This is a genomic window from Paenilisteria newyorkensis, assembly GCF_000766145.1.
Lineage (GTDB): Bacteria > Bacillota > Bacilli > Lactobacillales > Listeriaceae > Listeria_A > Listeria_A newyorkensis.
The window spans coordinates 1-24,762 of sequence record NZ_JNFB01000007.1; the positions used below are offsets into that span (position 1 = coordinate 1).

21 protein-coding genes are annotated in these 24,762 nt (G+C 44.7%); 18 read left to right on the forward strand and 3 right to left on the reverse strand.

Annotated features, from left to right (window positions below; translation table 11 throughout):
- Positions 1-106: 106 nt before the first annotated feature.
- A complete protein-coding gene (locus EP58_RS02445; protein WP_036089610.1) occupies positions 107-2,410 on the reverse strand; it encodes a GW domain-containing glycosaminoglycan-binding protein in 2,304 nt (767 codons plus the stop codon).
- 454 nt (positions 2,411-2,864) lie between these two features.
- Here EP58_RS02445 and EP58_RS02450 point away from each other — a divergent pair, with 454 nt between their 5' ends.
- The 7 genes from EP58_RS02450 to gorA all read left to right on the forward strand — a co-directional run bounded on the left by EP58_RS02450 (position 2,865) and on the right by gorA (position 12,031).
- Positions 2,865-3,782 carry a diacylglycerol kinase gene (locus tag EP58_RS02450; protein WP_036089614.1) on the forward strand — a complete coding sequence of 306 codons (918 nt, stop codon included), beginning with the start codon at positions 2,865-2,867 and terminating at the stop codon, positions 3,780-3,782.
- Between the two features lie 498 nt (positions 3,783-4,280).
- The gene (fba, locus tag EP58_RS02455; protein WP_036065624.1) at positions 4,281-5,135 is read left to right on the forward strand and encodes a class II fructose-1,6-bisphosphate aldolase; all 855 of its coding nucleotides are present in this window, start codon (positions 4,281-4,283) and stop codon (positions 5,133-5,135) included.
- A gap of 272 nt (positions 5,136-5,407) precedes the next feature.
- Positions 5,408-6,553, forward strand: coding sequence for an FAD-dependent monooxygenase (locus EP58_RS02460; RefSeq protein ID WP_036089618.1), 1,146 nt, complete (start codon positions 5,408-5,410; stop codon positions 6,551-6,553).
- 293 nt (positions 6,554-6,846) lie between these two features.
- Entirely contained in the window at positions 6,847-8,118 is a 1,272-nt protein-coding gene (locus tag EP58_RS02465) for a UDP-N-acetylglucosamine 1-carboxyvinyltransferase (protein WP_036089621.1), read from the forward strand.
- A gap of 345 nt (positions 8,119-8,463) precedes the next feature.
- Positions 8,464-9,735 (forward strand): transcription termination factor Rho, encoded by a 1,272-nt coding sequence (gene rho / locus EP58_RS02470; protein ID WP_036089624.1) that lies wholly within the window; start codon positions 8,464-8,466, stop codon positions 9,733-9,735.
- 102 nt (positions 9,736-9,837) lie between these two features.
- Complete coding sequence (locus EP58_RS02475) at positions 9,838-10,083, forward strand: type B 50S ribosomal protein L31 (RefSeq protein WP_036065627.1); 246 nt, start codon at positions 9,838-9,840, stop codon at positions 10,081-10,083.
- A gap of 595 nt (positions 10,084-10,678) precedes the next feature.
- The gene (gorA, locus tag EP58_RS02480; protein WP_036089627.1) at positions 10,679-12,031 is read left to right on the forward strand and encodes a glutathione-disulfide reductase; all 1,353 of its coding nucleotides are present in this window, start codon (positions 10,679-10,681) and stop codon (positions 12,029-12,031) included.
- Positions 12,032-12,078: 47 nt separating this feature from the next.
- Here the strand turns inward: gorA and EP58_RS02485 are convergent, their stop codons facing one another.
- Entirely contained in the window at positions 12,079-13,455 is a 1,377-nt protein-coding gene (locus EP58_RS02485) for an MATE family efflux transporter (RefSeq protein ID WP_036089629.1), read from the reverse strand.
- A 16-nt stretch (positions 13,456-13,471) separates the two neighbouring features.
- Positions 13,472-13,903 carry a MarR family winged helix-turn-helix transcriptional regulator gene (locus EP58_RS02490; protein WP_036089632.1) on the reverse strand — a complete coding sequence of 144 codons (432 nt, stop codon included), beginning with the start codon at positions 13,901-13,903 and terminating at the stop codon, positions 13,472-13,474.
- A 254-nt stretch (positions 13,904-14,157) separates the two neighbouring features.
- Between EP58_RS02490 and EP58_RS02495 the strand changes: the two genes are divergently transcribed.
- The 11 genes from EP58_RS02495 (at position 14,158) to upp (ending at position 24,747) form a co-directional block, all read left to right on the forward strand.
- Entirely contained in the window at positions 14,158-15,444 is a 1,287-nt protein-coding gene (locus tag EP58_RS02495; RefSeq protein WP_036089635.1) for a homoserine dehydrogenase, read from the forward strand.
- 3 nt (positions 15,445-15,447) lie between these two features.
- Positions 15,448-16,506, forward strand: coding sequence for a threonine synthase (gene thrC, locus EP58_RS02500; RefSeq protein WP_036089637.1), 1,059 nt, complete (start codon positions 15,448-15,450; stop codon positions 16,504-16,506).
- Positions 16,506-17,372, forward strand: a complete 867-nt coding sequence (gene thrB, locus EP58_RS02505; RefSeq protein WP_077917801.1) for a homoserine kinase — start codon at positions 16,506-16,508, stop codon at positions 17,370-17,372. The genes thrC and thrB overlap by 1 nt, the downstream gene beginning before the upstream one ends.
- A gap of 207 nt (positions 17,373-17,579) precedes the next feature.
- Positions 17,580-18,152 (forward strand): thymidine kinase, encoded by a 573-nt coding sequence (locus tag EP58_RS02510; RefSeq protein ID WP_036089648.1) that lies wholly within the window; start codon positions 17,580-17,582, stop codon positions 18,150-18,152.
- 33 nt (positions 18,153-18,185) lie between these two features.
- Positions 18,186-19,262 carry a peptide chain release factor 1 gene (gene prfA / locus EP58_RS02515; protein WP_036089652.1) on the forward strand — a complete coding sequence of 359 codons (1,077 nt, stop codon included), beginning with the start codon at positions 18,186-18,188 and terminating at the stop codon, positions 19,260-19,262.
- 1 nt (position 19,263) lies between these two features.
- On the forward strand, positions 19,264-20,109 hold the full coding sequence (gene prmC, locus EP58_RS02520; protein WP_036089655.1) for a peptide chain release factor N(5)-glutamine methyltransferase: 846 nt from the start codon (positions 19,264-19,266) through the stop codon (positions 20,107-20,109).
- 311 nt (positions 20,110-20,420) lie between these two features.
- Positions 20,421-21,467 carry an L-threonylcarbamoyladenylate synthase gene (locus tag EP58_RS02525; protein ID WP_036089658.1) on the forward strand — a complete coding sequence of 349 codons (1,047 nt, stop codon included), beginning with the start codon at positions 20,421-20,423 and terminating at the stop codon, positions 21,465-21,467.
- Position 21,468: 1 nt separating this feature from the next.
- Positions 21,469-21,870, forward strand: a complete 402-nt coding sequence (locus EP58_RS02530; protein WP_036089659.1) for a low molecular weight protein arginine phosphatase — start codon at positions 21,469-21,471, stop codon at positions 21,868-21,870.
- Between the two features lie 23 nt (positions 21,871-21,893).
- Positions 21,894-22,415 carry a VOC family protein gene (locus tag EP58_RS02535; protein ID WP_036089661.1) on the forward strand — a complete coding sequence of 174 codons (522 nt, stop codon included), beginning with the start codon at positions 21,894-21,896 and terminating at the stop codon, positions 22,413-22,415.
- Positions 22,416-22,743: 328 nt separating this feature from the next.
- On the forward strand, positions 22,744-23,985 hold the full coding sequence (gene glyA, locus EP58_RS02540; protein WP_036089663.1) for a serine hydroxymethyltransferase: 1,242 nt from the start codon (positions 22,744-22,746) through the stop codon (positions 23,983-23,985).
- A gap of 132 nt (positions 23,986-24,117) precedes the next feature.
- The gene (gene upp, locus EP58_RS02545; RefSeq protein ID WP_036089667.1) at positions 24,118-24,747 is read left to right on the forward strand and encodes a uracil phosphoribosyltransferase; all 630 of its coding nucleotides are present in this window, start codon (positions 24,118-24,120) and stop codon (positions 24,745-24,747) included.
- Positions 24,748-24,762 lie beyond the last annotated feature (15 nt).

Consider the following 24,762-nt stretch of genomic DNA (forward strand, 5'->3'; position numbering starts at 1 on the left):
AAATGATACATCATATTTTGCCACAGCAAAACACCCCAAACGTTAGATTTTTGGTCTAACTTTTGGGGTGCACATCATTTTTTCGTGGATTTACTGCTTTTTTATGTTATTTCAGGTTTGCTAGTAATGTCCAACCGATAACGACATTGCCATTCTTGAGGCGGTACCATACTTTTCCTTCGATATTAGCTTGACGATCTGCGGTTAATGTTTTGCCAGCAAAATTAGCGAGCGTTCCAACTTTAATCGGAGGATCATCGACAGGGAATGAGTAGAGTACACCAGCAGTATTAGCTACTTTTTTCGTTAAGTTCACTGGTTTTTCAGCAATTGCGCCATCATAAAATTTCGTCAGGGCACTTGCATTAACCCAACCAAGAAGTTGACCGTTTGAACTGATTTGGTAGTATAAGCCGCCAGTTGTTTTGGCTTCACGCAAGATACGGAGCTTTTTACCACTGTAATTGGAAAGTGGTGCAATTTTTGAATTGATACCGTATGTGTTCGGAACTAATTTCCAGATGTATTGATTTGCTGTCGTTTTTGTTTTACCGTAAGCGGTCAATGTTTTGTCGTAAACGGGTTGGTCGTAATTAGTCGGCGTAACGCTCACTGCGCGAACCCAACCAATCGACTCTGCGCCGTTCATTAGGCGGAACCAGAGTGTACCGTTAACCGTCATTTGTTTGTGAACAGTTAGTTTTAAGTTCAGATATTTCGTCAAATCGCCTTTACGTGTCGAACTGTCAACCACTGGGAAGTAGTAAATAGAGTCTTTTGGAAGCGCGACATAACGCGGCAGATTCGCCGTTTGTTCCATACTTGGTGTATAGAAAATCGATACGGCTTTGCTGTCTACCCAACCAATCGTTTTCCCATCAATGGCAAATTGGTACCAGATGCCTTTGCTTGTTTTCGCTTCACGAATGAGTTTTAAATTCTTACCGTTATAGGTAGAGAGGGGGTTGACAACTTTGGCGCCGAGTGTTCCGCTTGGTACAGTCCAGACGTTGTTGCCAGCAGCAGTTTTGACGCTAGCATAGGTTGTAGCTCCCATTACCTTGTCATAAGCGATTTGATCAAAAGCTGTGGCGGTAAGGCTTGAAGCGCGAACCCAGCCGACTGCTTCGGAACCGTTCATTAGGCGATACCATAATGTACCGTTTAGCGTGATTTGTTTGTTCGCAAGCAATGGTTTGTTCGTATAAGACGCTAATGTTCCTTTACGCACCGAGCTGTCAATCACTGGGAAATAATAAACGGATTCAGTTGGAACGTTGACGTAGCGAGTTAGATTTGCGGTTTGTTCCATGCTTGGTGTGTAGAAAGCAGTAACGGCTTTATTTTCCACCCAACCAATGATTTTCCCGTCAATGCTAAATTGATACCACGTGCCACTTTGCGTTTTTGCTTCGCGTAATAGTTTCAAATTTTTGCCAGTGTAGGCGGATAGTGGATTCACTTCGTTGGCTCCTGCTGTATTGAAAGGTGCTGACCAAACCGTGTTGCCAGCCGCTGTTTTGACATTAGCGTAAGTTGTAGCTGCGAATGGGACATTAGAAATAATTGTATCTTTACTCATCGCGTTGTATTTCTCAGTCACGAGTGCTAGGAACTCATTATAGCTGTAGCCCCATTTGTTGAAATAACCAATCGGATCGGTATGCGTTGTGCCACCTAGGTATTTACTGACTGCATTATGTGTCCAAACAGTTCCAACGCCATCTGTTTCAGCGCTATCAATCGGCAGTTTATATTTATCTAGAATGTAGGCTGTATAATAGGCATAATTATTAATCGAACGCGCAAACTCGTCAAAAGTCTTGTGCTCTACCAGTTCGTACTGAACAAAACGAGCGTTGGCAAAACGTCCTGCTCCCCAAACACCATAATCGGTCGGGTGAATTTGAATAATATTGCCTTTATCGACAAAACTATGCACAAAAGCGTTCTCCCAATTGCCACTCATGTAGTCAATCTCATTCTGAATGGTCGAATTTGGATTAGCCGTTTCATGCAAAACAACACCTTCTGGCTTGCCATAACCATTGCGATAGTTGAATTTCGTGAATTGCGACTGAATTTGGCTACTCAACTTTGCATTTGTAAAATTATTGGATTTGATATAGTTATTCACATTTGGATAGGCTGCTTTTGCATTTAAAACTCTGCTACGATCAGGAATTGGTGCATCCTGGTCTTCATCGGCATGTAAATCTCCAGTGAATGTGCCTTCCCGTTCTGCTTTTGGTACGTAGATTGAATTATCATCAATCGTTTGCGACCCGTCTTTTGCAGTGACTGCGCTAATATTATCAGCAGGTTGTTGTTCATCAGCCAGGACAGATATCGGTAAAACAACAGTTGTAAGCCCGACCGTCACAATAGCTGATTTTAATAAAGTCTTCAATTTTCCATCTCCATTCTAAAAAGTCCCCTTTGGTATTAAAAAGTACACGGTATGAACGCGATTGCTCCCAGTCTATTCCCAATGTACACAATGAATACTCCTATTATGTAGAAAATCAAGAAGAGAGTCAATAGAGTTTCCCTATCTTGGGCGCAATTTGAGCGAATGTATCTACTGTTTATGACAAAAATAGTAAGTGGTAGCAACATCTTTAGGACATTTAACTCGAATATTGACAAATTACCTACAATTCTATGTCGAAATAGCGTCAAAAAAGTCATTTAGTAAGTAATGTTACAACAAAATATTCCTGTATGCGTTTTAACTTGAAAAGTGAGCTATTCGGTGTACTAATTTTTGCATCAAAAAAGGTGGATTCGAGGCGCCCAATTTGACAAGAAAGAAGGAAAATAAGAAACTAAGATTATCACTGCATGAGAGAAGGGGAAAACTGTTGTTAAAGCGAATGTTAATCATCTATAATCCTGTTGCTGGGCAGCGCAAGTTTCACAAATTGATGCCGGTTGCAGAACAAGTTTTGGAAGAGGCGGGGTTTGATGTTACCTTGATTCCAACGACCGACCAGGCGAAAAGTGCGACTAAAATCGCGAAGCAAGGCGTATTGGACGGTTTTGAATTTATTGTTGCGGCAGGCGGAGATGGCACGGTAAATGATGTTGTCAACGGTTTAATGCAAGCGCCAACGCAGACCATTTTTGGGGTATTACCAGTGGGAACAACGAACGATTTCGCGCGCGCACTCGGGATGGCAAAAGATCCGGTGGAAGCCTTGCATATCATTGCAACCGGCGCGACGGTAAAAGTTGATGTGGGTCAAGCAAACGATCAATATTTTATCAACAATGCGGCGGGTGGAAAAATTACCGAAATCACGTATGCTGTCAAAGAATCCATGAAAAACAAAATTGGACGCTTAGCCTATTTGGCGAGCGGTATAAAGTTACTACCAAAATTAGCTCCAAAACAAGTAAAAATCTCACACGATGAAGGCGTATTTGAAGGTGAAATCTTGTTGTTATTTGGCGCGTTAACAAACAGCGTCGGAGGTATGGAAAAACTGTGCCCACCAGCAATACTAAACGACGGATATATGGATTTGCTCATCTTGAAAAAAGTTTCGCCCGCAAAATTACTCAAATTACTTGCTTCTATTAAAAATGGTTCTCATCTCCAAAGCGAAGATGTCGTATACGTCAAAACAAAATACGCAGATATCGAATGCGAGGCGGGTTTGAACATAAGTTACGACGGCGTATATGGAGGAGAGACACCCTACAGATTGGAAGTCTTACCAGAAAAACTAGCAATTTTGGCAGATGCAGCCCGAATCGAGCACCGCATCCAGAAATAAAACGATTACATCAAAAATATCGACCTTCACTATGGTAAACCACTCACAAATCTGGTATTATTACAGTGTTAGGAAAAATAGCAATCGTTATTTTTCACAGCAGAAAATCAAATTTTGTAAGAGTCTGGAACTAAGCTCGAATGAAGCCGAAGAACTCCGAGCCCTATTTCTTTTTGGGTAGGATGAAGACTCGGCTTTATACAAATCGAGCGAAAGCGTTTGTATTCCGCAAGTTTCGCGGAAGCCGGAAGCGGAGTGTACGACTGTACATGATGACTGAAAGTAGGGAGGGAGTCATATCCCCGACCATGCGAGAAGTTAAGCGAAACTGTCCTTGTGTAGCAGAACCGGTGGATGGATTAACCGTTCACTACGTTCACGCTTATATTGGGACTGTAACTCATTACATGTCGAACAGTCCCAACAATGCGAACGCTTGCCGCCGATTTCCCCGGCTTATGCTCCACACTTTTATATTCCTGAGGAGGAAATTGTATTATGCCTATCGTTAGTATGACTGAAATGTTGAACAAAGCGTTAGCTGGTAAATATGCTGTAGGTCAATTCAACATCAACAACCTTGAATGGACTCGCGCTATTTTAGAAGCTGCAGAGCAAGAAAAAGCCCCTGTAATCCTTGGTGTTTCTGAAGGAGCAGCGAAATACATGGGTGGATTTACGACAGTAGTTAAAATGACTGAAGGACTTATGCATGACCTAAAAATCACTGTACCAGTTGCAATTCACTTGGATCACGGTTCATCTTTTGATTCTTGTAAAGCTGCAATTGATGCAGGATTCTCATCTGTTATGATCGATGGTTCTCATCACCCAATCGATGAAAACGTTGAAATGACTAAAAAAGTTGTTGACTACGCACATCCAAAAGGCGTTTCTGTTGAAGCCGAAGTTGGAACTGTTGGTGGCGAAGAAGACGGCGTAACAGGCGGAATCAACTATGCTGATCCTGCTGAATGTCTACGTGTTGTTAAAGAAGCTAACATTGATGCACTTGCTGCAGCATTAGGTTCTGTACACGGTCCTTACCACGGCGAGCCAGTTTTAGGATTCAAAGAAATGGAAGAAATCTCGAAATTAACAGGTGCTCCTCTAGTACTTCACGGTGGTTCTGGAATTCCTGAACACCAAATCAAACAAGCAATCGAACACGGTCACAGCAAAATCAACGTTAACACGGAATGCCAAATCGTTTGGACAGCCGCTGTTCGCGAAAAATTAGCTACAGATGATAAAGTTTACGATCCACGTAAAGTTATCGGACCTGGTAAAGATGCGATTGTTAAAACAGTTGTTGCTAAGATCCAAGAATTTGGTTCAAACGGCAAAGCATAATTTTATACTTAACGATGATAACGAGCCTAAATCTGGGCTCGTTATTTGTTGAGGTTGTTATGAGGCATCCCCCCAGCAGCCGAGCCAAGACAATAGACGAAACCAGCAGATATGAGGAAACTAAGACAGAGCATATACCCCAAATCAAATAAATAGCAGAAAATCAACTCCTCTCCTATTCTCCAAATACATAAATCAAAAGTCCGATACCCAATCTCCACAAAGCTTGATAAAATTAAAAGAAAACGCATACAAGAAATGAGGCGCAGAAAATGGCAAATAAATTTTTAATTATAGGCGGAGGAATCGCTGGTTTGATGACAGGAATAGCGCTTCAACAAGCCGGTTTTTCCGTAGAAATTTTTGAAAAGGCAGAGGAAGTTAAGCGGGTTGGCGCAGGGATTACCGTTGCACCGAACGGGATGGCAGCGCTTGAACAGCTCGGTTTGGCGGAACGAGTAAAGGCGATGGGAAATGTTAGCTCCAAAGGAATTGCGATTGTGGATGAGGTTGGCAAAGCTATTACAAAGCTAGACGATGAAAAATATGCCTTCCCGATTTACGCAATACATAGAGCCGATTTGCAGACAATTTTGCTAGGTGCTCTTCAAGAAAGTACATTAAAACTAGGTAGCAAATGTCACGATTTGATACAGGATGATTCGGGAGTTGTCGCTCAGATGGAGGACGGTTCTGAGGTTCGCGGAGACTACGCAATCGTTGCAGACGGGATCCATTCTATCGCGAGGAACTGTATTTTTGGCAAACAACCGCTCCGTTATGCGGGTTACACGTGTTGGCGTGGCATTGCTGAAACTTGGCCGAAAGATGCAGATCCTAAGTTATTCACAGAAACTTGGGGCACAAAAGGGCGCATTGGAATTGTCCCATTGGCAAACAAGGAAACATATTGGTTTGCGGTAGTTGGGGCGTCCGAGAATAGCATCGCCCATCAAACATATGAATTATCGCATTTAATAGAACGTTTTGGTCCTTACCACAAGCCGATTCGCGAAGTATTGGAAGCTACAAATCCAGATAAAATAATACGCGGAGATATTTTTGATTTGGAACCGATGAAAAGTTTTGCAAAAGGGCGCGTGGTTTTGATAGGAGACGCGGCACATGCGATGACGCCGAATTTGGGACAGGGCGGCTGTCAGGCGATGGAAGACGCGATTATTTTGCGGAACTGCTTGAAAAAGAATCATGATGTGGAGCAGGCTTTTGAGGATTTCAGTCTGGCTAGAGTTGGCAGAACAAAGAAAATTACAGAGCGCTCACGATTGATTGGAAAAATTGGGCAGTTGGAGGCGTCGTTTGTATGTAAGACGCGGAATATGGGAATGCGTTTGGCACCCGCGACGCTGCAACGAAAGCAGTTGGATTATTTGTATGATGTGGATTTGGATGGGTGAGGGAGTTAAGAAGCGAAGTCGAGCTGAAAATAGACCTCCAATATGCATGAGAACGAAGTGGGCATGTAATCTATGCGCCGCGTTATGTTCAGCGCCTCCGGATCTAGCTTCAAGAGCCAGCCTCTCGGAAATTTCGTGGCCTCCGCAAAAGTCAAAGGAGGACTTTTACTGCGCCCCCTAACAATTTCTGTCGAGGCTAACGGGCTCTTTCAGCTTTTCGATTTGCAAATTTCCTCAATATCAGGGATAATTAGCAACAAGTGAAATCTTTTTAATTAGAAAGAAGGAACGGTATGATTGAGAAATTAGTAATACAAGGTGGAAAAGAGCTATCAGGGACGTTGCGTGTGGATGGGGCTAAGAATAGTGCTGTGGCGCTTATTCCTGCTACAATTCTGGCCGATTCAGACGTTACCATTGAAGGTTTACCTGATATATCCGATGTACACACATTATATGCCATTTTAGAAGAACTTGGCGGAACGATTCATGCGGATACAGATGCTGTAACGATTGATCCGTCTAATTTAATTGATATGCCACTACCAAATGGCAATGTAAAAAAATTACGCGCTTCCTACTATCTCATGGGTGCGATGCTAGGCCGTTTCAAAAAAGCGGTTATCGGACTTCCAGGTGGATGCTATTTAGGTCCGCGTCCCATCGACCAACACATTAAAGGCTTCGAGGCGCTTGGAGCTACAGTCACAAATGAGCAAGGCGCTATCTATTTGCGTGCCGACGAACTAAAAGGTGCCCGTATTTATCTGGACGTCGTGAGTGTTGGTGCAACGATTAATATCATGCTTGCTGCTGTTAAAGCAACTGGTAAAACTGTCATCGAAAACGCAGCCAAAGAACCCGAAATTATCGATGTCGCAACCCTCCTTACAAGCATGGGTGCAAAAATAAAAGGCGCAGGCACAGACACCATCCGCATCGAAGGCGTTGAAAAACTTCACGGATGCCGCCACACCATTATTCCTGACCGCATTGAAGCCGGCACTTTCATGATTTTAGCAGCCGCAGTCGGTTCTGGAATCAAGGTCGAAAACATCATTCCAGCCCACATGGAAGCCGTGAAAGCGAAACTCGTCGAAGCTGGCGTATCCATCGAAATGGATGAAGATTCTGCCTATATCAGCAAAAGTGGTTCACTAAAAAAAGTAGATATCAAAACCTACGCCTATCCAGGTTTCCCAACCGATTTACAACAACCAATGACCGCATTATTAGCCGGTGCCCACGGAAGTAGCGTCGTAACAGACACTATCTATCCAAGCCGTTTTAAACATATCGATGAGCTAAAACGCATGGGTGGTCGCTTCAAACTTCAAAGTCGCGCAGCCATTGTGACAGGCCCAACGCAGCTTAGAGGAGCAACAGTTACCGCGTCGGATTTACGCGCAGGTGCCTCGCTTGTTATCGCAGGCCTTGCTGCAGACGGTGTAACAGAAATCCACGGCGTCGAACATATTGAAAGAGGCTATGGCCGTATTATTGAAAAATTAGAAGGTATTGGCGCTGATATTTGTAAGGTGTCACACGCCTCCGAAATCGTCTAGTCGTTCAGCGGAGCGACAAGCACTCATTTTTGTTGAGGTTGTTCGAAGTAAAGCGAGTTACAACCTCAATATGCAAAGGAACAAAGTGAGTTTGTAGTCCCACTATAAAGCCTGTGCGCTGGTGCTCATGTACCCAAGTACCCAAGTACATTCCGCTCCGGTACTCGGCTTTGCCTAGAATCTGAGCACTTGTCGCTCCGCTGAGGCTCGGCGGGAGATTGTGAAATGCGTAAAAACATCAGTTTCTTGAATTCGAGTTTTATTAGTAAATCATGAAAGAACGTTCTTAATCCTCAGCTCTCCTAAAATCCTCTTTACAAAAAATCCAAAAGGTGGTCAAATTATATGCCGGACATATCCATTTCCTATCTGGAAAAACTGACAATTAAAGAAATTTATGCGCTTGCAAAGGAACATAAGATTCCCTATTATAGCAAGCTCACGAAACGAGAACTCAGCTTTGCTCTGCTAAAGGCAAGTGCTGAAAAACAAGGCTTCTTCTTCATGGAAGGCGTTCTTGATATTATTGCCTCGGAAGGTTTTGGCTTCCTGCGCCCCATCAACTATTCCGCGAGTTCCGAAGACATCTACATATCAGCTTCCCAAATCAGACGTTTTGATCTAAGAACAGGTGATAAAGTTTCAGGAAAAGTCCGTCCTCCAAAAGAGAATGAACGCTATTTTGGCTTGCTTCACGTCGAGGCGGTTAACGGTGAAAATCCAGAAGTCGCGAAAGATCGTGTCCATTTTCCCGGCCTAACGCCGCTTTATCCTGATCGCCAAATACGTATGGAGATTGGTCAAGAGCCGATTTCAACGCGTATGATTGACATGATTGCGCCGATTGGTTTTGGTCAACGTGGACTCATTGTAGCCCCGCCTAAAGCTGGTAAAACGATTCTTTTAAAAGAAATTGCTAATGCGATCACAGAAAATAGTCCAGATGCAGAATTGATTGTACTACTAATCGATGAACGTCCAGAAGAAGTAACCGATATTGAACGCTCCGTCAAAGCAGAGGTTGTTAGCTCGACGTTTGACGAAGTTCCAGAGAATCACATCAAAGTTGCAGAACTCGTCTTAGAACGGGCAATGCGCCTTGTAGAGCAGAAGCGTGACGTTATTATTTTGATGGATAGCATTACGCGTTTAGCCAGAGCCTATAATCTCGTTATTCCACCGAGCGGTCGAACGCTGTCAGGTGGTATCGATCCAGCCGCGTTCCACAGACCGAAGCGCTTTTTCGGGGCTGCTCGAAATATCGAAGAAGGCGGAAGTTTAACAATCTTGGCGACGGCGCTTGTTGACACCGGTTCGCGGATGGACGACGTTATCTACGAAGAATTCAAAGGAACCGGAAACATGGAGCTTCATCTCGATCGCGCGATGGCAGAACGCCGCGTCTTCCCAGCCATTGATATTCGCCGCTCAGGAACGCGTAAAGAAGAACTCCTACTTCCAAAAGAAAACCTCGAACAGCTTTGGAAAATCCGTAAAATTATGCCGATTCAAGGCGATGCACTAGACATTTCAGAACGCTTTATTCGCTATTTGAAAAAGACGCCGACGAACGCAGATTTTTTCGAAGTTATCCAAACAGAAATGTTTAAAAAATAAGCCTTGCTAAATTAGAAAAGCATTGTTATAATGAGTTTACTGTGTGCAATTGTGCAGAAATTACTCTGTTTCAGATGATTCAGGGCGAAGGAGTTGAAAACAATGAAAGCTGGAATTCACCCGGAATACCGTCAAGTGGTATTTCTTGATACTAGTACAGATTTCAAATTTCTTTCTGGTTCTACTAAGGGCTCGAACGAAACTATTCAATGGGAAGATGGCAACGAGTATCCATTACTACGTGTCGAGATCAGTTCTGATTCTCACCCATTCTATACTGGTAAACAAAAACATGCGACAGCCGACGGACGTGTCGACCGTTTCAACAAGAAATACGGCATCAAATAAAAAAGTCACCCTCGGGTGGCTTTTTTATTTGATGCCTTGAGCCTATGCGGGGTAAATCGGAGGCAAGCGCTCGCATTGTTGGGGCTGTTCGAAATGGAATGAGTTACAGTCCCAATATGCCTAGGAGCATCGCGAATAGGCGTTCCTTCTGGAGATGTATAACAAGGATGCGGTACATCTTTACGGTTCTGCTACACAAGAGCCGTTTCGCTTAACTTCTCGCCTGGTCGAGGAAACTACTCTCTCCCTGCTTTCAGTCATCACGTACGCCAGTACACTCCGCTTTGTTGTGGTTCTTTGAAGCAAAGCGAATTAGAACCTCAATATGCAAAGGAATGAAATGAGTTTGCCATCCTTTTTCACCAAATCACCTGATTGCAATCGCTTTCGCTCGATTTGCGTAAAGCAGAATGTACGTCTTACGCAGAAAAAGAAAAAATTAGTGGACCATTGGAGAATTTTTAGTTCTTCTTTGTACAAAGCCCGAATCAAAGTGAGAAAAACATAAAACCGCGCAACAAAATCCAAACATTTTCATTTCAATCTTGCTTGGGGTAGAATTGGAGGATAGAGAAATAAATGAGGAGGTTTTCATATGGTGGAACATTATGATTATATAGCGATTGGTGGAGGTAGTGGCGGGATTTCTTCGGTGAATCGTGCGGCTAGTTATGGGAAGAAATGTGCGCTTGTGGAGCCGAAACATCTTGGTGGGACGTGTGTGAATGTTGGCTGTGTTCCTAAAAAAGTGATGTGGTACGGGGCTCAGATTTCAGAGGCGATGCACAAATATGCGCCGGATTATGGGTTCGATGTGAAACAGGAGCGTTTTGATTTTGCGAAGTTGGTGGAAAATCGGGAAGCGTATATTGAGCGGATTCATGGTTCGTATCAGCGCGGACTCGATCATAATAAGGTCGATATTTTGAAGGGATACGCATCGTTTGTGGATGAGCACACGATTGAGGTGAACGGCAAGCATTATACGGCGGATCATATTTTGGTCGCGACTGGTGGGAAGCCTGCTTGGCCGGACGTTCCTGGTGCGGAATTGGGGACGGACTCGGATGGCTTTTTTGCGTGGACGGAGTTGCCTAAAAGCGTGGCGGTTGTTGGTGCTGGCTACATTGCGGTGGAACTTGCGGGCGTATTGCAGGGCTTTGGTGTAGAGACGCATTTATTTGTTCGGAAACACGCGCCATTACGCAATTTTGACCCCTTATTAGTGGAAACTTTGGTGGAGGTCATGAAGGAACAGGGACCGACGCTTCATACGGAGGCGATTCCTAAGGAGGTCACGCAAAATGAGGACGGCTCGGTGACGCTTCATTTGGAGGATGGCCGGACGCAGACGGTGGAGAAATTGATCTGGGCGATTGGCAGAACACCGGTGACCGAGACGCTGAATTTGGCGGCAACGGCTGTGGAGCTGGATAAAAAAGGCTACATTAAAGTGGATAAATTCCAAAATACGGCGGTTCCAGGAATCTATGCGGTCGGGGATATTACGGGGCATATCGAGCTGACCCCGGTTGCGATTGCGGCTGGGCGTCGCTTGTCTGAGCGGTTGTTTAATGGGAAATTGGATGAGCATCTGGATTATAATCTGATTCCGACGGTTGTTTTTAGTCATCCGGCGATTGGGACGGTTGGTTTGACGGAACCGGAAGCGATAGAGAAATATGGGGAGACGCAAGTGAAAGTGTATACGTCCTCGTTTACCTCGATGTACACGGCGATTACAGAGCACCGCGAGCCTTGCCGAATGAAGTTGGTTTGTGCTGGTGATAATGAGAAAGTGGTCGGCTTGCACGGCATCGGAACGGGTGTTGATGAAATGATTCAAGGCTTTGCGGTTGCGATGAAAATGGGCGCGACGAAAGCTGATTTTGATAACACGGTTGCGATTCATCCGACGGGTTCTGAGGAATTTGTGACGATGCGTTAATTAGATACTTTAAAAGCGCCATTCCGAGCTGGGAACGGCGCTTTTTTTTAGGAAGCTGTACTTATTTTGACTCCGGTCACAGCGGGTGTTTTTAATTTTTTCTGGAAGGCAATGAAGAAGATAAGCCCCATCACGGCGGTTATGATTTCGGTGATTGTCATGGACCAAATGACGCCGTGGAGGCCAAGTGTTGCGTGTAGAATCAGAATCATTGGGATGTAAAGGACGCCTTGTGTGATGGACATAACCATCGTCGCTGTACCTTGTCCGGTTGCTTGGAAAAGACTGATGAATAAGCCAGTAAAGCCGTTGAATATTGCTGATACAAGCATAGCCACGAGAATGTAGGTGCCAACGCTTAGAACGCTCGGGTCGTTGGAGAATAGGTGGATAATCGGCGCCCTAAATAGGTAAACGAAGCCGACGAACGTAACGGAAATGATGCCGATATAAAGGGACGCTTGTTTCATACCAGCTTTAAATCTCGGAATATTCTTACTAGTAAAATTAAAGGCGAAGAATGGAATGAGACCAAAGAACAGTCCCATAGCTAAAAATTCTGGGATTTGAACGATGCGTAGTGCAATTCCGAATCCAGCGATAACATTATCGCCATATTGGATCGCAAAATTGTTGAGTAGTAAGGTTGTTACGATTAAAAAGGCTGATTGTAATAGTTCGGAGACGCCAATTTTATAAATTTCGAGTTGGTCTTTGATGGAGATTTTGAAGTGTTTCAGGAAGCCTTGTAAATGTTCGCTGCGTTTTTCTAGGAAGTAGAGGTAGTAAATGGCGGAACCGAGTTGGGATAAGACCATAGCTAGTGCGGCTCCGGCAACGTGCCAGCCTAGGCCTAGAATCAAAATAGGATCGAGAATGAGGCTGAGGCCGGTGCTGATGAAAATGCCGTACATGGATTCTTTGGAAGCGCCGCCCGACCGGACTAATTGTTCCAAAGCGAAGTTCAGTATGACGATGAAACCGCCTGCGAATAAGGTTAGCGCATAAGTTTTGGCGTAATCAAAGGTTGCTGCATCAGCACCGAGTAGTTGGGTAATAGGATTGATTAAAAAGAAAGCAAGGAGTGCGAGTAAAAGTCCGGCAATAATGCTGGCGTAGAATGTGTAGCCGGCGATGCGCTTGCCTTTTTCGGTGTCTTTTTGGCCATTGAGGCGGGTGATAAATGTGCCACCACCGACACCGAATACGTTACCGAAAGCCATGAGAACGGTGAAAATTGGTAAGCCGAGCGTGATCGCGGAGAGCATGCTGGTATCGTGCAGCAATCCGATGAAATAGGCGTTGATGACGTTATAAATAGTGCCGACAGACATCCCGATCATCATGGGGATCGATAAATGGGCGATGGCTTTTTTCACGGGTGCGGTTTCTAAATAATATTGATCTGAAAATTTCTTGGTCATGTTCTTTCCTTCTTCCTTATAGGCTATCTTGTACTTTTTCCAAAAGCGATTTTAATTGTTCGGCTTCGGTAGCGGTGAGGTCTTGCGTGATGCTGGCTTCGATTTCGGCAAAAATGGTGTTGAATTCTTCTATTAATGCCACGCCTTTATCTAGGACGTAGATTTTTTTTTGGCGTTCGTTGTTTTCTGGGATGACGCGTTTGATGTAGCCTTTTTTCTCGAGGCCTTGTAGCATGCTCGTGATGCTGGCGCCTTTACGGTTGAATTGGGTGGCGAGATCTTTTTGAATAACTCCGCGGTCCTGGTTCTCAAAAATATAGCCAATCATGCGTCCTTGCTGGCCGTTGAGGTCTAGTTCGCGAAGTCTGGCATCGGCGGTCATCTTGATTTTCATCCCAACGCCTCGGAATAAATCGGAATACGGGGTGTTTAGTGGTTGATTGCTCATTTTAATTCGACTCCTTATAGTTAGAATTCTAACTTAATAAAGTGATTATAATCGATAGAATTCTAACTGTCAAGTCTCTAATTTAAACAAGATAGAGATGCAGCCTTTTTTACGTTTCTCTCCCTAGATGTGATAGTCTTGTGAACATTGTCCTAAATGAATATTCTGATATGTCAAATAATCCTTTGCTTTATGATAAGAAATTGCGTATAATAAGCATAATTACATGGTTTTATAACTAAGGAGGTTGACAAGTGGAAGCGAAATTAGAAGTTGGGATTTTAGGATTTGGAACAGTTGGGAGTGGTGTCATTCATATTTTAGAAGAGCATGCAGAGAAAATTAGTCAAATGACTGGCTACCAAGTGAGCGTCAAAACGGTGCTCGTGCGCGACTTAGAGAAAAATCGTCGTTACGAGACGAAGGGATTTAGCTTGACCACGGAACCTTCTGACATTTTAAATGATCCAGCCATTTCGGTGGTTGTGGAAGTTATGGGAAGCATTGAACCGGCGCGTGAGTATGTCTTACAGGCGCTTAATGCTGGGAAACATGTTGTGACGGCGAACAAGGATTTAATCGCGTTGCACGGGGACGAACTGATTGCTGTTGCGCAGGCGAACCAATGTGATTTATTTTACGAAGCGAGCGTTGCTGGTGGAATTCCGATTTTGCGCACGATTGTGAACGGGCTCGCGGCTGATAAAATTCAGAAAGTTATGGGAATCGTGAACGGTACGACGAACTTCATGTTGACGAAAATGAAGACGGAGAAGCGAAGTTATGAGGATGTTTTGAAAGAGGCGCAGGACTTAGGTTTTGCGGAATCTGATCCAACGAACGATGTGGACGGAATCGACGCGGCTCGCAAAATGGTTATTTTGACGCGATTGTCATTTGGCATGAATGTGGACTTGGCGGACGTGGATACGGTTGGTATTCGTGGGATTGCGCCGCGGGATATGGAAGTTGCGGAGCAGTTGAAATACGTGATTAAATTGGTCGGTACGGCGGAAGAGAAGAACGGTTCGGTCGCGGTTAGCGTTGGGCCAGTGCTCTTGCCGAAATACCACCCGATGGCGGGCGTGAACAACGAGAATAATGCGGTGTTTGTAACGGGTGCTGCGGCTGGAGAGACGATGTATTACGGGCCTGGTGCTGGTGAATTACCTACGGCGACGAGTGTTGTCAGCGATATTATTACGGTTGCCAAAAACAGCAAGTTAGGCATTAACGGCAATGTATTTAATAGTTATAAACATGATACGAAGCAGACGGTACCGGAAGAAATTTTCTCGAAATATTATTTGCGGATTGTCATGGATGATAAAACGGGAACGTTCCTGAAGTTAACGCAGATTTTTGCGGAAGCGGGCGTTGGTTTTGATAAAATTTTGCAGGAACCGCTGGATGAGTTTACGGCGACGGTTGTTGTGGTGACGCATGTGACGAGCAAGGCGCAACTGGAACAAGCGATCGAAAAAGTGAAACTGGAACCGCAAATGCAAGTCGAAGCGAAATATCAAGTTGTGGAGGGATAAAGCATGTATGAAGGATTATTGAAACGATATAAGGATTATTTACCGATTACGGACAAAACACCGATGATTGGCTTGGCGGAAGGGAATACACCGCTTATTCCGTTACCGAATTTGTCGAAGGAACTTGGCGTGACGTTATATGGGAAATATGAAGGCTTGAATCCGACGGGGTCGTTTAAGGATCGCGGAATGGTGATGGCTGTTGCAAAAGCGAAGGAAGAGGGCGCGACGGCGGTCATTTGTGCTTCTACTGGGAATACGTCGGCGGCAGCGGCTGCGTACGCGACTCGCGCGGGGATGAAGGCGTATGTCGTGATTCCAGATGGCAAAGTGGCGCTTGGTAAATTGGCGCAGGCAGTGATGTATGGCGCGGATATTATCGCGATTCAAGGGAACTTTGATGAAGCTTTGGACGCGGTTCGTGAGCTTGCGGAAACGGAAGCCGTGGCGCTTGTTAACTCGGTGAATCCGTATCGTTTGGAAGGCCAGAAGACAGCGGCGTTCGAGATTTGCGAACAATTAGGTGGGAAAGCGCCAGACGTGCTTGCGATTCCGGTTGGGAACGCGGGGAACATTTCGGCGTATTGGAAAGGTTTCAAAGAATGGGACGGTCATTTTGGCGTTGGTTTACCGCGGATGCATGGTTTTGAAGCGGAGGGTGCGGCGGCGATCGTTCAAGGTGCGCCAATCAAGAATCCTGAGACGATTGCGACGGCGATTCGGATTGGTAACCCTGCAAGTTGGGGCTTGGCTGAGGCTGCGCGTGATGAGTCTAAGGGTTATATCCATTCGGTGACGGACGACGAGATTGTGAATGCTTACAAAAAAGTCGCAGCGCAAGATGGTGTGTTTATTGAGCCAGGCTCGGCGGCATCGCTTGCTGGCGTAATTCAACACGTGAAAAGTGGCGCGATCAAACAAGGCGAAACGGTCGTGTGTGTGTTCACTGGAAACGGCTTGAAAGACCCGGATACGGCGATGAGCGTGCATGAAGTTCCAATTTCGCATGTGGAAGGCGTGGACGCAATGCGTGATTACTTGCGCGGAGGCGTGACGAAATGATTAGAATCCAAGTTCCGGCTACAACAGCGAATCTTGGACCAGGCTTTGATTCGTGTGGTCTTGCGTTATCGCTTTATTTGACGCTAGAAGTTTTGGAGCCAGCAAAAGAGTGGCATATCGCGCATGATTTAGGCGACGGAATCCCGATGGACGCGTCAAACGTCATCGTCGAAACCGCGCTTAGCATCGCGCCAAATCTCGAACCACACAATTTGAAAATGCTCTGCGATATCCCAGCGGCGCGCGGACTTGGAAGTAGTTCGGCGGCCGTTGTGGCAGGCATTGAGCTTGCGAATATACTCGCGAATTTGGAGTTGACGCCAGAACGCAAAGTCGAGATTGCCGCGGAAATCGAAGGCCATCCGGATAACGTTGCCCCAGCCGTGCTCGGTAATTTTGTCGTTGGTGCAAAATTGGATGGTGAAGATTTCTACGTGAGGCATCTTTTCCCAGACTGCGCGCTGCTCGCGTTTATTCCGCAAGAAGTACTCCTAACGAGTGAGAGTCGCGGTGTTTTGCCGGATCAGCTTCCGTACAAAGAGGCGGTCAAAGCTAGCAGTATTGCCAATGTGATGATCGCGGCGCTTTTGCAAAATGATTTGAAACTCGCAGGTGAGATGATGGAACGCGATTTATGGCATGAGAAATATCGTGCCAAACTTGTGCCTCATCTGAAGCCTTTGCGTGAATTGACGAAAGCGAACGGTGCCTACGCTGCGTGTTTGAGTGGCGCGGGTCCAACGATTCTAATCTTCGCTCCAAAAACGGAAAGCGAGAATCTGATACGTGTTATGAAGGAATTCGATCAAACGGCGACGGTCCTTTCATTAACTGTAGAAGGAAATGGCTCGACGATATTTTCATGAATAAACTACAAGTAAAGTATCGTTTTTACGCTTTACTTGTAGTTTTTTTTGCCATGCGCATTTAAGAATCTTGCATAGAAAGTTACCTTCAGAATGAGGCTGTTGCTACTTTTACACATTCTCCAAAACAATACCTGTTGTCCCAAATTACGCGCTATGATAGAATGAAAAAGAGTTTTTAACATGGGAATGCGAGGTTTTGAGTGAATGGCACAGCTTTTCTTTAGATATGGTTCAATGAACAGCGGTAAAACAATTGAAATTTTAAAAGTGGCACATAATTACGAGGAACAAAATAAGCCGGTCATGATTTTTACGTCAGGTATCGATGATCGCGATCAAGTCGGCATCATTTCGAGTCGGATTGGCTTAAAACGCGAGGCAACACCAGTATTTTCAGCGACGAATCTGTATGAAGAAGTCGCAAAAATCGAGCCAAAACCGTATTGCGTACTACTCGATGAATCGCAATTTTTGGAGAAAAAACATATCCTGCAACTAGCGCAAATTGCAGACGGACTCAACATTCCCGTCATTGCTTACGGCCTAAAAAACGATTTTCAAAATGAACTTTTCGAAGGTTCCAAGTATTTATTGCTTTACGCAGACAAAATCGAGGAAATGAAGACGGTTTGTTGGTTTTGCACGAAAAAAGCAACGATGGTTTTGCGTGTGGATGAAGAGGGGAAACCGATGTATAAAGGCGACCAAATCATGATTGGCGGCAACGATCGTTACTATCCAGTATGCCGAAAATGTCACGCCAACCCATCAATTTAACGTCTTAACAACTAAAAAATGAGGTGAACTTAAATGTATGATCGTTTACAAGCGGTGGAAGATCGCTATGATGAATTGAACGAATTGCTGAGCGACCCGAACGTGGTCAGTGACGCGAAAAAGCTCCGCGACTATTCCAAAGAGCAGTCTGGCATCACTGAAACAGTCGAGACATATCGCGAGTATAAAGAAGTGACCGCGGGACTTGCGGAAACGCGCGAAATGATGAACGAGAAGCTCGACGATGACATGAAAGAAATGGTGAAAGAAGAATTTAATGAATTAACGCAAAAAAAAGCCGAACTGGAAGAAAAACTGAAATTATTGCTCGTTCCAAAAGACCCGAATGACGACAAAAACGTTATTATGGAGATTCGCGGAGCTGCGGGTGGCGATGAAGCCGCTCTATTTGCTGGCGACTTATTCCGGATGTACTCACGTTACGCCGAATCTCGCGGTTGGAAAGCCGAAGTTATGGAAGCGAACGCGACGGGAATTGGTGGTTATAAAGAGATCATCGTATTGATTAACGGCGCTGGCGCTTACTCACGTCTGAAATACGAAAATGGCGCGCATCGTGTACAACGTGTTCCAGAAACCGAATCAGGCGGTCGAATCCATACATCGACGGCGACCGTTGCGATTTTGCCAGAAGCAGAAGATGTGGAAATCGACATTAAAGATAACGAAATTCGGACGGATACGTTCGCTTCGAGTGGTGCGGGCGGACAGAGTGTCAATACGACGATGTCAGCCGTACGTTTGACGCATATTCCGACGGGGATTGTTGTTTCGATGCAGGATGAACGTTCCCAAATTAAGAATAAAGAAAAGGCGATGAAAATTTTGCGTGCTCGGATTTTTGATAAATTTGAGCGTGAAGCACGTGAGGAATACGATACACATCGGAAATCGGCAGTTGGTACCGGTGACCGTTCTGAGCGGATTCGGACGTATAATTATCCACAAAACCGTGTGACAGACCACCGCATTGGTTTGACGATTCAAAAGCTCGATCAAATTATGGAAGGCAAGCTGGATGAAGTGATCGACGCGCTTATTATGGAAGATCAAACGAGCCGACTCGACCACCTAAGCGACGGTATGTAAGATGACAATTGCCGAAATCTTGCACCAAGCAAAAGCCGAATTAAGCGCTCGCGATTTAGACCTCAACATCGCAGAAATTATCATCGAAACGCGGCTTGACCTGACACGATCCGAGCTATGGATGTCAACGAACCGCGAGCTAAATCCGAGCGAAAAAGCCCAGTTTGACAACGATTTCGCACGTTATATAAACGGAGAGCCAGTTCAGTATATTTTAGAAGTGGCTCCTTTTTATGGTCGCGATTTCTATGTCACACCGAGTGTCCTAATTCCTCGTCCAGAAACCGAAGAACTCGTGTACGCCGCCGAAAAATTTATCGAAAAAAATCCAGCGCGAATCCAGCGTATTTTGGATGTTTGCACAGGTAGCGGAATTATCCCCATCACACTAAAAGCAACATTTCCCGAGTGTTCGGTGACCGGTTCCGATATTTCCGCCGAAGCCCTCGAAGTCGCAGGACAAAATAAGACCCGCCTAAAAAAAGATGTCCGATTTATCCACAGCGATCTCGTAGACTATTTCCAACAAAATGGCGAAAAATTCGATATGATTCTGGCAAACCCGCCGTATATTGCGGATAGTGAGCGCGTGGAAATGTCGAATTACGTCTTAGATCACGAACCAGAACTAGCCCTATTCGCGCCAAATGACGGTTTAGCCATTTACGAACGGTTGATTCAGGATTTACCAGATATTGTGGATAACTTGTTTTGGATTGGGATGGAAATAGGTTATACACAGGGTTCCGCAGTAAAAAAGTTTTTCAAAAAAAGTTTTCCACAGGCAAATGTCATCATCAAGCAAGACATCAACGGGAAAGATCGAATGGTAATTTGCCATAACTAATTGATATAGAAGCATTTCTAATGAAGAAGTGCTTTTTTATTCGCATTATTTATCCACAGCATTGGGGATAAAACTTTGTGCAAAAAAATATTTTTAATCAAATCTTAATAATTAAAACCCAGTTATCAACACACTTATTCACATTATCCACAGGTTCACAATTAGTTATCCACATTGACAAAGTTATTATCCACAGTTTGGGGATAACTTCGTGGATGAAAGCCATTTTTCAAATAAATCGATCTCACACTGTAAAAAAAGCGTCAGAACCGTTAAAATAAGATTAAAGCAATGTAAAGGAGCAATTCCTAATGGAAACAAAGATTTGGCATATCACAAAGGAAAATGAAATTCAGACGTACCTCGAAGCCGCGAAACTTTTGCAAGCGGGAGAAACTGTGGCTTTCCCAACCGAAACGGTATACGGTATCGGTGCGGACGCTACAAACGAGCAAGCCGTCGCTAAAATATACGAAGCAAAAGGCAGGCCATCTGATAACCCGCTCATCGTCCACATCGCGGATCAGTCTCAAATTCATGAATTCGTCCAGAAAGTTCCGAGCAACGCCAAAAAACTGATGCGGGAATTTTGGCCGGGACCGTTAACGATTATCTTGCCATTACAGCCTGGTCGATTAGCTACCAATGTGACGGCAGGCCTCGATAGTGTGGGTGTACGCATGCCGGAACATCCTGTTGCACTTGGTCTTTTAGCGGTAGCGGGCATTCCTGTGGCAGCTCCAAGTGCGAATCGATCGGGAAAACCGAGCCCAACATCTGGGGAACACGTCGAGGAAGATTTATCGGGACGAATTGCGGGTATTGTTTTTGGTGGGAAAACTGGCGTTGGTCTGGAATCCACGGTGATTGACTGCACACTTGAAATCCCAGCCATTTTGCGACCAGGCGGCGTTTCACAAGAGGAAATAGAAGCGGTGATTGGTTCCGTTATTTCAGAAGCGAAAGAAGTCGCGCAGCAAGAAGCCCCGAAAGCGCCCGGAATGAAATACACGCACTATGCCCCGAAAGCCCCTGTGGCCATTATTGAGGGCGATGCAGCATTTTTCCAAAAACAGATTGACTTGGCCGAAAAACGCGGAGAAATCGTCGGTGTGCTCGTTTCAGATGAGCTAGAGGCGCAGTTGCGAAAGTCAGATTATATGGTGGGGCTTGGCAGTAAGGCTTATCCGGAAGAAGTCGCCTACCGCCTATACGACCGATTACGCCATTTTGACCACACACCTGTGACGCTAATTTACGCCGAGCCTTTTGCAAAAACGGGTATCGGAGAAGCGGTAATGAATCGTCTTGATAAGGCAGCAGGCGGACATTATATTAAGCAAAGCGAGGAACGTTAGAATGAATATCTTATTTGTGTGCACTGGAAATACATGCCGAAGCCCAATGGCCGAAAAAATGTTACAGTGGTTCAAGCCAGAATGGGAAATCCGCTCTGCCGGACTTGCAGCACAGACCGGCGCACCAATGTCGATACAATCAAAAGAAATATTGCAAGAACATGGCTTACCGACCTATCATCTTGCAAAATTGCTAACCCCTGACTTAGTAGAAGAAGCCGACAAAATTTTTGTGATGACAGAACAACATCGGCGCACCCTTGTGGATAAGTTCCCAAACAAAAAAACAGAGCTGATTTCCCCATACGATTTTGATGTGGCCGATCCGTACGGTGGGAGTAAGGCGGATTACGAATATACGTTTGCAGAGTTGGAAGAGATGATTGCGCGACGATTTTTGTGAAATAATCGGAGGAGGGAAATAGTATGACAAAGCCAAACGTTCCTAAAGCACCAGAAGGTTATCAAACGGTGAATTCATTTATCATCACGAAAGATGCCGAAAATGTGCTCCAATTTTTAAGAAAGGTATTCCATGCCAAAGAGCTAGTTGACGCTAGGACGGTGGATACAGATGGTCTGATACTACATTCTGAGGTGATCATTGGTGACTCTATTGTAATGGTTGCGGATAGAAAAGCAGATTGGCCATACACTCCAAGTTTGCTTCGTGTATATGTGGAAAACATGGAAGAAACACTAAGAGAAGCACAGCATTTAGGTGCGAAAATTGTAACAAACCCGACTGATTTTTATGGCGATACATTGTCTCGAATACAAGATAAATGGGGAAATGTTTGGTGGATTTATGAGCATCAAGAGCAGGAAGTTTCATGGGAAGCAAGCGAGGATTCTGATGAAAGTTGGGATTTTGAGCCAAGCGAGGAATTAACGTATATTCATGATAGTTTGTTGACCACAATGCGAAATCTAAAAGCAGAGGAATAAGTCTAGCATTGGGACGGGATACGCCGAAAAATAGCTGATTCCGTCTTTCGTCTAGTCCTATTAGCCAGCCTTTCGGAAATTGCTGTGGTTGTTAGGAAGTTAAAACCTCAATATGAGTGTGAAGGCAGTGAACATTCGTTCCTCGCCCCCTAACAATTTCTGTCGAGGCTAACGGGCTGACTCCGCTTTTCGTTCTTGTGAATTACCTCACTATTTAGAATTAAGCTAATCTTGCGCGAAAATACTTGCAATTTAAGCTGGAATGAGAGATTATTAAACCATGTACGAAGCTTTACTAATCATTTGAGAAAAGGATGGGGATCCACACATGGTTTATCTACAAAAGCACGACAAGGCAGTTTTTGATGCAATTGAGTTAGAGTTAGGCAGACAACGCAGTAATATCGAGTTAATCGCATCGGAGAATTTCGTAACCGAACAAGTTATGGAAGCGATGGGATCTGTTTTAACGAACAAATACGCAGAAGGTTACCCTGGCAAACGCTATTACGGCGGTTGTGAATATGTTGATATTGTAGAAAACTTAGCCCGTGATCGCGCGAAACAATTATTTGGCGCCGAATATGCTAATGTTCAACCTCACTCTGGTGCACAAGCAAACATGGCGGTTTATCACGCTACGCTGAAACCAGGAGACGTCGTTCTTGGAATGAATTTATCTCATGGTGGGCATTTAACACACGGCAGCCCAGCTAATTTTAGTGGTGAATTGTATAAATTCGTGGCTTACGGTGTGGATGAAGAGACGAAACAAATTGATTATGACAAAGTTCGTGAAATTGCCCTAGAACATAAGCCAAAAATGATCGTGGCGGGAGCAAGTGCTTATCCACGTGCCATTGATTTCGCTAAATTCCGTGAAATCGCGGATGAAGTTGGCGCATACTTAATGGTTGACATGGCCCATATCGCCGGTCTTGTTGCAACAGGTCATCATCAAAACCCGGTTCCATATGCAGACTTCGTAACGACGACAACGCATAAAACCTTGCGCGGTCCACGTGGCGGTATGATTTTAGCAAAAGCTGAATGGGAAGCGAAACTAAACAAAGCCATTTTTCCAGGAATTCAAGGCGGTCCATTAATGCACGTTATCGCGGCAAAAGCAGTTGCATTTGGCGAAGCATTACAACCCGAATTCACAACATACAGCGAAAATATCTTAAAAAATTCCAAACAATTGGCGAAAACATTGCAAGAAAACGACGTAACAGTCTTAACTGGCGGTTCCGATAATCACTTGCTACTAATCGACTTGAAACCACTGGGCTTAACTGGAAAAGCAGCAGAAGCAGTGCTTGACGATGTCGGCCTTACTGTAAACAAAAACACCATTCCATTCGAAACAGAAAGTCCTTTTGTAACGAGCGGTATTCGTGTTGGTGTTGCAGCAGTAACAACGCGTGGTTTCGATGAAGAAGCTATTGCTAGAGTCGGAAAACTGATTGCAAAAGTGTTGCATAACTTAGAAGACGAGGCTGTTCTTGCAGAAGTGAAACAAGAAGTAGCTGAAATCACAGCGGAATATCCATTATATCCATCACTATAAACAGAGAAAGCCTTGCTAGCAATTTAGTAGGGCTTTTTTTGTAGCATTTTTTACGAAACGATTTAATACTTGCACAAGCGCGATTCTCTGATACAATAAGAGAAGGAAATTTACCTTAAAGGAGCGAATACAATGGCAAAAGTACACGTAATAGATCACCCATTAGTTCAGCATAAATTAACAATTATCCGCGACAAAGACACAGGAACGAAAGCATTCCGTGAACTAGTAAACGAAGTCGCGACATTAATGGCGTATGAAATTACACGCGACGTCGAGCTAGAAGACACATTTGTTGAAACACCGCTACAAAGAACACCCGCAAAAACAATCGCAGGTAAGAAATTAGGCGTGGTTCCAATTTTGCGCGCAGGTCTTGGCATGGCAGACGGAATTCTAACACTAATTCCCGCTGCAAAAGTGGGGCATGTTGGGCTCTACCGCGATCATGACACATTAGAACCAGTCGAGTATTTCGTGAAACTACCATCTGACGTGGAAGAGCGTCTATTCATCGTAGTTGATCCAATGCTTGCAACTGGTGGTTCCGCAATCATGGCCATCGACTGCTTGAAGAAACGTGGCGCGAAAAACATGAAATTCATGTGTTTAGTTGCCGCTCCAGAGGGAATTAAAGCATTACAAGAGGCACATCCAGACGTGGATATTTTCGTTGCCGGCTTAGATGAAAAACTCGACGAACACGGCTACATTATTCCAGGCTTAGGCGACGCTGGTGACCGCTTGTTTGGTACAAAATAATAGAGATTCAAGAAC